Genomic DNA, 9,650 nt, shown 5'->3' on the forward strand with positions numbered 1-9,650 from the left:
GCGGGCGTCCGCACGGACGCCCGCCCCCCTCGTCGTTCCCGCGTGCGTCAGCCCTTCAGCTCCGCCGCCACCAGTTCCGCGATCTGCACGGCGTTCAGCGCCGCGCCCTTGCGCAGGTTGTCGTTGGAGACGAACAGGGCGAGGCCGTGCTCGACGGTCTCGTCCTGCCGGATGCGGCCCACGTACGAGGGGTCCTGGCCGGCCGCCTGGAGCGGGGTGGGGATGTCGGAGAGGGCCACGCCCGGCGCGCCGGCCAGCAGCTCCGTGGCGCGCTCCACCGTCAGCGGCCGTGCGAACCGGGCGTTGACCTGGAGGGAGTGGCCGGAGAAGACCGGGACGCGCACACAGGTGCCGGAGACCTTCAGTCCGGGGATCTCCAGGATCTTGCGGGACTCGTTGCGGAGCTTCTGCTCCTCGTCGGTCTCGTGCAGGCCGTCGTCGACGATCGAGCCGGCGAGCGGGACGACGTTGAAGGCGATGGGACGCTGGTAGACCTGCGGCTCCGGGAAGTCGACCGCCGTGCCGTCGTGGGCGAGCCGGTCCGCGTCCGCCACGACCTTCTGCGCCTGCCCGTGCAGCTCGGCCACGCCGGCCACGCCCGAGCCGGACACCGCCTGGTACGTGGCGACGACCAGCGCCTCCAGGCCGGCCTCCTCGTGCAGCGGCTTCAGCACCGGCATCGCGGCCATCGTGGTGCAGTTCGGGTTGGCGATGATGCCCTTGGGTCGGTCCACGATCGCGTGCGGGTTGACCTCGGAGACCACGAGGGGCACCTCGGGGTCCTTGCGCCAGGCGGAGGAGTTGTCGATCACGACGGCGCCCTGCGAGGCCACCTTCTCGGCCAGCGCCTTCGAGGTCGCGCCGCCCGCGGAGAACAGCACGATGTCGAGGCCGGTGTAGTCGGCCGTCGCCGCGTCCTCCACCGTCACGCCGTCCAGGACCGTCCCCGCCGAGCGGGCCGAGGCGAACAGGCGCAGCTCCGTGACCGGGAAGTTCCGTTCCTGGAGGATGCTGCGCATGACCGTGCCGACCTGACCGGTGGCTCCGACGATTCCGACCCTCACGGCGACTCCCTTTGTCTCGTTCTGTCTCGCTGCGTACGCATTGCCTGGCCGTGGCTTTCCCATCATGCGGCCGACACCGGCCTACCTGTCCAATTCTTTGCCCGCCATGCCCGAGGGCTGGGACGCCCCCCGGCGGCCGACGGTTGCGGAACTCGCTCCCGCACCCCCGCTGAGCTGGAGGAATTCCATCCGGCGCGGTCCGCGGCCGCAAGCTGTGCTGCCGCGCCCGCCGGTGTGACGTACACCTCCGTGGCACCGCCCCGAGATTGTTCGCGCCGGGGGCGAACGTTTCCGGGCGCGGCGGCGTCGTAGGAGAAACGCGGCGAGGGAGGGGTGTCTGTGCTGCGCAGAATCACCCGCCGGGTCCAGGGGGACGGGGCGGCCGGGCACGGCGACGATCCGCTGGACCCGGCGCAGGAACGCCGGGTGCGGGCCGTGCTCGCGCTGGGCGGGGTGCCGCAGGCGGACCTGCCGGACGGGGTGCAGCAGGTCCGTCTGCGGCTGCTGGAGCGCGCGGCGAGGGGATACGAGGCGCCGCGCGACGTCTCCGCCTGGGCGGCGGTCGTGGCCTCCAACCTCGCCATGGACTGGCACCGGGCCAGGCGGCGGCAGGAGCGGCTGGGGGAGCGGCTGGCCTCGCTGCGCCAGCACGAGCACCCCTCCGGCGAGGAGGACAGCGTGCTCTCCCTGGCCGTCGCCGGGGGGCTGGACGCCCTTCCCGACGCGCAGCGGCAGGTCGTCGTCCTGCGCTTCTACGCCGATCTGCCGGTGCGTTCCATCGCTGTGGAGCTGGGCGTCCCGGAGGGCACGGTCAAGAGCCGCCTGCACACGGCCGTCCGGGCCCTGCGCGCCCGCCTGCACGAGGACGAGGTGGTCTGAAGTGACCGGGGAACCCGACGGCCGTGGCGGCCCGGACGCGCTGATGGCGGCGATCACCGGGGAGCCGCTGCCGGACGAGGCCCGTGCGGACGCCGCCTTCATGGCGGAACACCGCTCGGCCACGGCCGACGTGGCGGTGCTGCGCGAGCGGCTCGGCGCGCTCGCCGACGCGTTGACGGAGCCGGTGGGCGAGGGCGCGGCACGGCCGTCGCCCGCGCCGGTCCGACGGGCGCGCGCCCCGCGCCGGCTCCGCCCCCTGCTCCTGGGAGCCGTCGGGGCGGCCGCGGCGGGCGCGCTGGTCCTCGGGGGCGGCTGGGCGGCCCTCCGCGGCGCGCCGGGGGTGGCCGACGACGCGGGCAGCAAGAGCGCGGCGAGCGACGCCGGCCGCGGCGAGTCCCGGGACATGGCGGCCGAGGACGCCGTCGCGCTGCTCGCCGACCCCGGCTACCTCGCCTGCACCCGGCTGCTGGTCGAGGGCGACGTGACGGCCGTCCGCCGGCTGCCCGGCACCGCCCGCGAACGCGTCAGCGTGCGCGTCACGCACGCCTACCGGCCCGCGAAGAGCGCGCCCGAGGTCGGCGTGGACAGGGAGCGGGACGCGGGAGCGCCGGTGAATCCCGGCGACCACGTGCTGGTGGCCCTGGCGCGGGGGGCGGAAGTCCCCGACGTCTGGCTGGTGGGGGAAGCCGCCGTCGCCCCGCAACGCCTCACCCTGGCCCGCGCCCTGCCCGAGGCGGCCGCCGCCGGCTGCGGCTAGCGGCGGCCCCGTGCCCCCGGGCCCGCGCGACGAGCCTCCCCGCGGGGGCGCGGCGGTCGCGCGGACGGCGAGGGCGGGCGCCCGTACGGCGAAGGGCGGGCGCCCGTACGGACGCCCGCCCCTTCTTCCCGCCTCGGGTTCGTCCGGCCCCAGGCGTTACGGAGTGACCTTCTCGATCGTCACGTTGCCGGCGCCCGCGACGGTGCCCCGCGCGTTGACCAGCTGGACCTGGCCGTAGAGCACCCGGCCCGCCGGAGCGGTGGCCGCGGCGGTGGCGGTGGCCGAGACCGCCGCGGAGGCGCCCGTGGCCAGCTTCACCGGCGCGGATCCGTCGACCGCGACGGTGCCGAGCGCGGAGGACAGGAACGCGTCCACGTAGTCGTACGCCGTGGTGCCGGCCGGGACCGAGTAGCCCGCGACCTCGATGGTGTACGTGCCGGCGGCGGGCGACGGGATGGAGACCGCCTCCTCCGAGTCGCCGTCGGCCTGCTGCGCGACCTTCTTGCCGGCCGCGTCGTAGACCGTCAGGTCCAGGTCGGCGGAGGCGTCGGAGACGTTGCCGATGGACACGTCGAGCGACTTCGCGCCGGCCGGGACCTCGACCGTGGTGGTCCGGGTGGTGCCGTTGGCGATGGTCGGGCGGTCCTTCTTGGACGAGCCGAGCGGGCCGCCGACCAGCTTGCCGTCGAAGGCGGCGAACTTGTTCGTCACCGTCCAGGAGGCGGCGGCCGGGACGCCGACCTTCGCCTCGGGCACGGTCACGTTCTCCGGGGCGAAGGCCGCGCCGTAGACGGTGGCCTCCAGCTTGTACGGGTTGTCGAGCAGCGGCGAGGTGCGGCGCGACTCGACCTCGATCTCCCAGACGCCCGCCTGCGGGTTCTGGTACGAACGGGCGTCGGGACGGCAGCCGTTGGTGTCGGGGTAGTTGCTGTAGCAGTAGATCGTGGAGCTGTCCTCGACCGCGACGCCGTACGGGTGGATGGAGATGAACCGGGTCTGGCTCTTGTCCTTCAGCCCGCCGATCGCGACCTCGAACGCCTTGGCGCCCTCGGGCACGGTCAGGAAGTAGGACTGGAAGCTGTTGCGCTGCACGGTGTTCGACACGGAGAAGGTGTGGCTCACGGGCGTCGAGACGACGACCGTGTTGAGGATCTGCTTGTCGACGCCCTCGGTCTTCGGGTCGTCCACCTCGAGGATGACGCTGGCGATGCCCGCGGCCTTCGGCCGGGCCTGGACCTGGACCGTCACCGGCTTGTTCAGCGGGAGCCGGACGTCGCCCTTGCCGAGGAGCCGGAAGGCGCCGGCCGCGTCGTTCGCCAGGCGGAGCTCGTGGCGGACCGCCTTGTCGGGGCCGGAGGTACGGGTGATCGTGACGTCGTACGTCTTCTTCTGCCCGGCCTTCAGGCCGCTCTCGCGGTCGTAGATCCCGGTGCCGAAGCCCGGGGTCTTCAGGGCCTGGTCGAGCGCGGTGTCGACCGGGGCCTTGACGGTGTAGTCGTGCGCGGTGGCGCCGTGCCGGATGGACTTCCAGGCCGCGACGATGTCGATCGCGCCCGCGCCCTCCTCGTAGGCCTGGAGACCCTTGATGTGGTCCGCGGTCGAGGTCAGCGCCGTGCGCAGGATCGCCGGGGTGAGCGCGACCTTGGACTGCTTGGCGGCGGAGATCAGCAGCGCCGAGGCGCCCGCGGCCTGCGGGGAGGCCATCGAGGTGCCCTGGAGCATGGAGTAGCCGGCCGGCAGCGGGTAGCCCGCGTCGGCGACCGGGGACCCGGGCAGCCAGGTCTGGGTGGTGTTGATCGCGGCGCCGGGGGCGACCAGGGTCGGCGTGAAGCCGCCGTCCTCACGCGGACCGCGCGAGGAGAAGGGCAGCAGGGCGTACTTCTTCGTCACCTGCGAGCCGTAGTTGGCGGCCCAGGTCTCCTTGGAGATGGCCGCGCCGACGGAGATCACCTTGTCGGCCAGACCGGGGTCGCCGATGGTGTTCGCGCCGGGGCCCTCGTTGCCCGCGGAGATCACGAGCTGGACGCCGTAGGTGTCGATGAGGCGCGTGTACAGCTCGGCGCGCGCGTTGTTGCCGTCGTTGAGGCCCGGCAGTCCGCCGATCGACATGTTGACGATGTCGACGCCGCGGTTGACGACCAGGTCGATCATGCCCTCGGTGAGGGCGACGTTGGTGCAGCCCGGGCCGAAGACGCAGGCACGGGACGAGACGATCTTCGCGCCGGGGGCGGCGCCGTTCATGCGGCCGCCGAACAGGCCGTGCGCGGCGGTGATGCCGGCCACGTGCGTGCCGTGCTCGCTGGCGATGAGACCGATGTTGGCGAAGTCGGCCTTCTTGCCGACCCAGTCGCCGCCCAGCGGGTCCATCGGCACGTCCTTGCGGATCTGCACGACGAACGGCTGGCGCTCGGCGACGTCGGTCGACGGGTCGTCGGTGCCGAACCAGCCGATCTGGTAACCGTCCTTGTACGGCTTCATCGCGGTGTCGTCGGTGAAGTCGCCGTTGCCGTTCACGTCGACGGTGACGGTGCCGGCCGCCGCGTCGTACAGGACGCCCCACACGTCGGTGGTGTCGCCGTCGCGGTTGACGTCGCCCTTGGCGTCACCGCCCGCGGTGGCGGACTCCCGGAAGAGGTTGATCTGGTACGAGCCGGGCTTCGCCGTCCAGGTGCGGCCGCCGTAGCTGAAGGAGGGCCCGGAGACGGAGGTCACCATCGGGCGCCAGGAGGCGTCGTTGTCGAGCAGCGGGTCGGTGGCGGTCACCCAGTCGACGATCTTGCGCTCGCCGGTGGTGGTCTTCTGGAGCGCGGGGTGCGCCAGGTCCACGCCGGAGTCGAGGATGCCGATGGTGACACCGCGGCCGTCGGCCTTCGGGTTCTTCTTCACGAAGTCGACGGCGCCCGTCTCGAAGGACGGGTTGTACGGGTTTCGGGCGGGGGTGTTCCTGTCCGGCGCGGCGTAGGTCTTCGCCTTGCCGGCGGACCGGGCGTCCTTCGCGGCGTCGGCGCTCGGCGCCGGGTCGTCGAGGACGATGTCCTGCCGCAGGTCGATGGCGTGCACCGAGGTCAGCTCGGCCGCGGCGGCGATCGCCGAGTCGGCCTTGGCCGTCGGGACGGTGGCGCGGACGTAGCCGAGCTTGTCGTAGGTCTGGCCCACCGAGCCGCCCTTGACCGCGTCCAGCTCGTCGGCGACCTGCTCGGTCCGGCCGGGGGCGGTGGCGACCATCAGCGTGACGTTCTTGGCGCCGGAGGCCTTGGCCTCGGCGAGGAGGGCGGCGTCGTCGGAGCCGAGCTTGCGGGGCGCGGACTTGGGGCCCGGGTCGGAGGTCCCGGGGGCCGGTCCGGCGTCGGCGGAGAAGGCCAGGGGTATCGGCCCGGCCGCGGACAGTGCGGCCACCAGGCCGGCGGCCACGGCTATGCGGGCCACGCGTCTGGTGCCCGATATCGGTGCACGCTGGGGGGTGTGGGTCATCGGCATCCCTTGTAGGTAAAGGAACGAGCGGCACGTGATCGAGACCGTTCCTGCCTGATCACGACCGTCCGGAACGCGATCCCGGATGACCGCAAAGCTTTACCTAAGGGGCGGCTGTTTGGGGAGAGTTGACCGAAACGATATGGATGTATGGGGAAAACCCTCTACGAGCCCGCTGTGCGCGGACTGTCCGTCCGCTGTGGCCCCACCGCCGGGCCTCCGCCGGTCCCGCCTCCGGCCTCGCCCCCTGTCCGCGCGTCGGCGTCAGGCCTCTTTCGAACGGGCGTGGTGCCGGGAGGCCTTGACGCGGTTGCCGCAGGTCGCCATGGAGCACCACCGGCGGGCGCCGTTGCGCGAGGTGTCGAGGAAGTGCAGCGTGCAGGCCTCGTGGGCGCAGCCGCGGATCCGGTCCGGCGCGCGGGTGAGCAGGTCCAGGTAGTCGCGCGCGGCCAGCCAGGCCGGCCCCCATGTCTCGTCCGCGAACTCGGCCCGCTCGCCGGGGCCCTCGGCGGTGAGGGTGGGCCGGATGCGTCCGTGCTCGAGGACGTCGTCCAGGCGCTCCGTTCCGGTCCCCTGAACGGCGGCCTCGATCGCCTCGCGGGCGACGAGCAGGCGCCGCAGGGTCTGCGCGTCGGCCCTGAACCGCTCGTCCAGCCCGTTGGCCGCGAGCCAGACCGCCGGTCCGTCCGCGTCCTCCAGCAGATCCCGCACGGCCCCGTCCTGTGTCCAGCGGGTGTTGAGCAGGTCGAGCGCGAGCGGCTCGCCGGTGAGCGGGCGGGGGTCCGGCGGACGCGGCCCGCGAGGGCGGGAAGCGGGGGCGCCGGGCATGGCCTCTCCTTCGTCCGACCCTCGATCTAACCCCTCAAGGGTACGTGACCGGTTGCAGTGTCCGGAAAATCCCCTGCCGCCCCCGGCTCGGACGGCTAACGTCCCCTCATGCGCCAGAGGTTGAGAGTGGCGGCCTACGCCGTCTGCGTCCGTGACGACCGTGTTCTGCTCGCCCGCTCGCCGGCCCCCGGCGGCACGCACGAGTGGGTGCTCCCGGGCGGCGGGATGGACCACGGGGAGGACCCGCTCGACACGGTCGTCCGGGAGCTGGACGAGGAGACCGGGTACCGCGTCGAGGTGACCGGCCTGCTCGGCATCGACACCTCCCGCCAGACCCTCGGCCGCGCGGGACTGCGCGGTCCGGTGGACCAGCACGGCGTCCGCATCGTCTACGAGGGCCGGGTCGTGGGCGGCGAGCTGCGCAACGAGGTGAACGGCTCCACCGACCTCGCCGCGTGGCACGACCTGGACGCGGTCGCGGGGCTCGCCCGGGTCCGCCTGGTCGACGTCGCGCTCGGCCTGTGGCGCGAACGGCCGGCGACCGGCCGGGTGTCCGTGCCGGAGCGCTGAACGCCGCCGCGTCCCTCCCCCTGCCGTTCCCGCCGCCGTTGCCGGTGCTCCGGCCGTGCGGGTCACGCGGTCACGCGGCCCCTTCGCGGCACGGGGCGCGGTCTCACGGCGTCGTGGGCCGCGTCCACGGCCGGCGCGCCCGCGCCCACGGCGCCAGCTGCGCCGCCCCGAAGGCGACCTCGACGCCGAGGAACAACCACAGCACCCCGGGCGCGCCCTGCGCCGCCGCGTACGCCATCCAGAGGGAGAACAGCACGCGTGCGGCGCCGTCGTACAGCCCGTGCACCGGCAGCGGTGCGAGCAGGCGCAGCACCGCCCAGACGACCACCACCGCTCCCATCAGGTTGGCGAACAGCGTCTGCACCGGATCGAGCGGGGGGAAGGCGCCCAGGCCCCAGGAACTGCTCCACCACGACAGCAGGCGGTGCACGGCCGCGTACGTCCACGGGGTGGCGAAGCCGGCTGTGACGGTGAGGTCGTACCAGGCGCTCGCGCGCACGACGCGGAGGTAGGAGGGCCGGGCGGGAGTGAGGTGATCGGTCATGGGACGACGCTAAACAGTGGACTACGCTCCAAGGTCAAGCGCCGGATCGCCCAGCCGACGGAGTCGCCGCATGCGCATCGGAGAACTCGCCGCACGCACCGGGGTGTCCAGGGACACCCTCCGTTTCTACGAGCGGGTCGGACTGGTCGAGGGCCGCCGACTGGCCAACGGCTACCGCGACTTCGGGCCGGAGACGGTCGAGTGGCTGGCCTACGTGCGCACCGCGCGTGCCCTCGGGTTCTCCCTCGCCGAGATCGCCCGCCACGGCGACGAGCTGCGGGACGCCCCCGACCAGGCGGACGCGCTCTCCGCGCTGTTCGAGGAGAAGATCCGGATCGTCGACGCCCGGATCGCCGAACTCGCCGCCCTGCGCGGCGAACTGGCCGCCCGTGCCGGAACGGGCTGTCCCCTGCGCGCGGCCGGCGCGTGAGGAGGGGCCCGTCGCGTCCGCCCCGACGGCCCCTCCTCTCCCCTCCTGGTCCCGCCCCGTTCCGTCACTAACGGGGCAGCACCACGACGTACGCGGCCGGGTCCCGGTCGCCCGACGCCATGAGCGCGGTGCGGACCACCGCCGCCTGCTGTTCCATCGCGTCCCGCAGCTTCCTGGGCGTGACGTACACGACCGTGATGCCCAGCCGCTCCAGGTGCTCGCGCTTGCGGGCGTACTCGGACCACAGCGCGTCCTCGTCCTGGCGCGGGGCCCGCGTGTCCAGCTCGACGGCCACCGCGTACTCCGGCCAGTAGGCGTCCAGGCCGCCGAGGTGCGGGCCGCCCGGCAGGCGCAGGTCCACGTTCCACACCGGGTCGGGCAGGCCGTGCTCGCACACCATCGTGTACAGGCGCTCCTCCGCGATCGCGCGGCCCTCGGCGAGCAGCGAGTCCACGGCGTCCACCACGTGCGGCCGGCTCAGCAGCTTGGCCTCGTTCAACTCCCGCACGACCGCGGCCGGTTCGCAGTGGCCGCCGCGCACCGCGTCCGACAGCAGCCGGCGCACCACCCCCGCGTCCGTCAGCTGGGCCACCGCGTCGGCCAGCGCGCGCGGCACCGGCGCCACCGCGATACCCGTCGCCTGCCCGGGGGCCGGCAGCGTGGACGTGCGCACGACGTGCGCGAAGCCCGTCGAGCGCAACCGGCGCAGCCGCGGTACCAGGACGTCGATGTGCTCCAGGGCCGGCAGCGGGGGAGCGGACGGCAGACCGTGCAGGTTCAGCGCCGCCAGGCCCGTGATCATCGCCTCCTTGTACACGGGCCGGTGCGGCTCCCCGCAGCCCGGCTGGGCGGGCACCCCGGTCGGCGCCGCGGTGTCGCGGCCGGCGTAGGCCAGCACCGCGTGCAGGCGCTCCTCGCTGGTCGGCGGACCGGGGTGGAGCAGGTACACGCCCGGGAGGAGCTGCTGCCAGGGCCCGCCCGGGCGGCACTGCTCGTTCGCGTCGGCGGGCGTGACGCCCTGGGCGCGCAGCTGGGCCGCCGTGGTGACGCGGCGCTGGACCTCGGACAGGTGGCGGACGGGCCGGGGGGACGCGGGGGGAACCTGGG

The 9,650-nt window shown here is 73.8% G+C and carries 9 protein-coding genes; 4 read left to right on the forward strand and 5 right to left on the reverse strand.

Features of this window, described 5'->3' with window-relative positions:
• Positions 1-47 precede the first annotated feature (47 nt).
• A complete protein-coding gene (locus KMS84_RS32930) occupies positions 48-1,064 on the reverse strand; it encodes an aspartate-semialdehyde dehydrogenase (protein WP_256920177.1) in 1,017 nt (338 codons plus the stop codon).
• Positions 1,065-1,397: 333 nt separating this feature from the next.
• Here KMS84_RS32930 and KMS84_RS32935 point away from each other — a divergent pair, with 333 nt between their 5' ends.
• Both KMS84_RS32935 and KMS84_RS32940 read left to right on the forward strand, forming a co-directional pair.
• Positions 1,398-1,943, forward strand: a complete 546-nt coding sequence (locus KMS84_RS32935) for an RNA polymerase sigma factor (RefSeq protein ID WP_256920178.1) — start codon at positions 1,398-1,400, stop codon at positions 1,941-1,943.
• A 1-nt stretch (position 1,944) separates the two neighbouring features.
• Complete coding sequence (locus tag KMS84_RS32940; RefSeq protein WP_256920179.1) at positions 1,945-2,700, forward strand: hypothetical protein; 756 nt, start codon at positions 1,945-1,947, stop codon at positions 2,698-2,700.
• 156 nt (positions 2,701-2,856) lie between these two features.
• On the opposite strand, the gene KMS84_RS32945 is transcribed toward KMS84_RS32940, so the two are convergent.
• Positions 2,857-6,171 carry a S8 family serine peptidase gene (locus tag KMS84_RS32945; protein ID WP_256920180.1) on the reverse strand — a complete coding sequence of 1,105 codons (3,315 nt, stop codon included), beginning with the start codon at positions 6,169-6,171 and terminating at the stop codon, positions 2,857-2,859.
• A 264-nt stretch (positions 6,172-6,435) separates the two neighbouring features.
• The gene (locus KMS84_RS32950; RefSeq protein WP_256920181.1) at positions 6,436-6,999 is read right to left on the reverse strand and encodes a CGNR zinc finger domain-containing protein; all 564 of its coding nucleotides are present in this window, start codon (positions 6,997-6,999) and stop codon (positions 6,436-6,438) included.
• A gap of 108 nt (positions 7,000-7,107) precedes the next feature.
• Here KMS84_RS32950 and KMS84_RS32955 point away from each other — a divergent pair, with 108 nt between their 5' ends.
• Positions 7,108-7,569, forward strand: coding sequence for an NUDIX hydrolase (locus KMS84_RS32955; protein ID WP_256920182.1), 462 nt, complete (start codon positions 7,108-7,110; stop codon positions 7,567-7,569).
• 103 nt (positions 7,570-7,672) lie between these two features.
• On the opposite strand, the gene KMS84_RS32960 is transcribed toward KMS84_RS32955, so the two are convergent.
• Positions 7,673-8,113, reverse strand: a complete 441-nt coding sequence (locus tag KMS84_RS32960) for a hypothetical protein (protein ID WP_256920183.1) — start codon at positions 8,111-8,113, stop codon at positions 7,673-7,675.
• 70 nt (positions 8,114-8,183) lie between these two features.
• On the opposite strand from KMS84_RS32960, the gene KMS84_RS32965 reads away from it, so the two are divergent.
• Positions 8,184-8,543 carry a MerR family transcriptional regulator gene (locus KMS84_RS32965; protein WP_256920184.1) on the forward strand — a complete coding sequence of 120 codons (360 nt, stop codon included), beginning with the start codon at positions 8,184-8,186 and terminating at the stop codon, positions 8,541-8,543.
• 67 nt (positions 8,544-8,610) lie between these two features.
• Here KMS84_RS32965 and KMS84_RS32970 read toward each other — a convergent pair.
• Positions 8,611-9,650 (reverse strand): hypothetical protein (locus KMS84_RS32970; protein ID WP_256920185.1); only part of this gene is annotated, 1,040 nt, incomplete at its 5' end.

The sequence above is a fragment of the Streptomyces hilarionis genome, assembly GCF_024539675.1.
Lineage (GTDB): Bacteria > Actinomycetota > Actinomycetes > Streptomycetales > Streptomycetaceae > Streptomyces > Streptomyces hilarionis.

Bases quoted from the DNA above. Each gene is read 5' to 3' on its own strand.
- KMS84_RS32945 (WP_256920180.1), bottom strand. From the start codon at position 6,171: ATGACCCACACCCCCCAGCGTGCACCGATATCGGGCACCAGACGCGTG.
- KMS84_RS32950 (WP_256920181.1), bottom strand. From the start codon at position 6,999: ATGCCCGGCGCCCCCGCTTCCCGCCCTCGCGGGCCGCGTCCGCCGGAC.
- KMS84_RS32955 (WP_256920182.1), top strand. From the start codon at position 7,108: ATGCGCCAGAGGTTGAGAGTGGCGGCCTACGCCGTCTGCGTCCGTGAC.
- KMS84_RS32960 (WP_256920183.1), bottom strand. From the start codon at position 8,113: ATGACCGATCACCTCACTCCCGCCCGGCCCTCCTACCTCCGCGTCGTG.
- KMS84_RS32965 (WP_256920184.1), top strand. From the start codon at position 8,184: ATGCGCATCGGAGAACTCGCCGCACGCACCGGGGTGTCCAGGGACACC.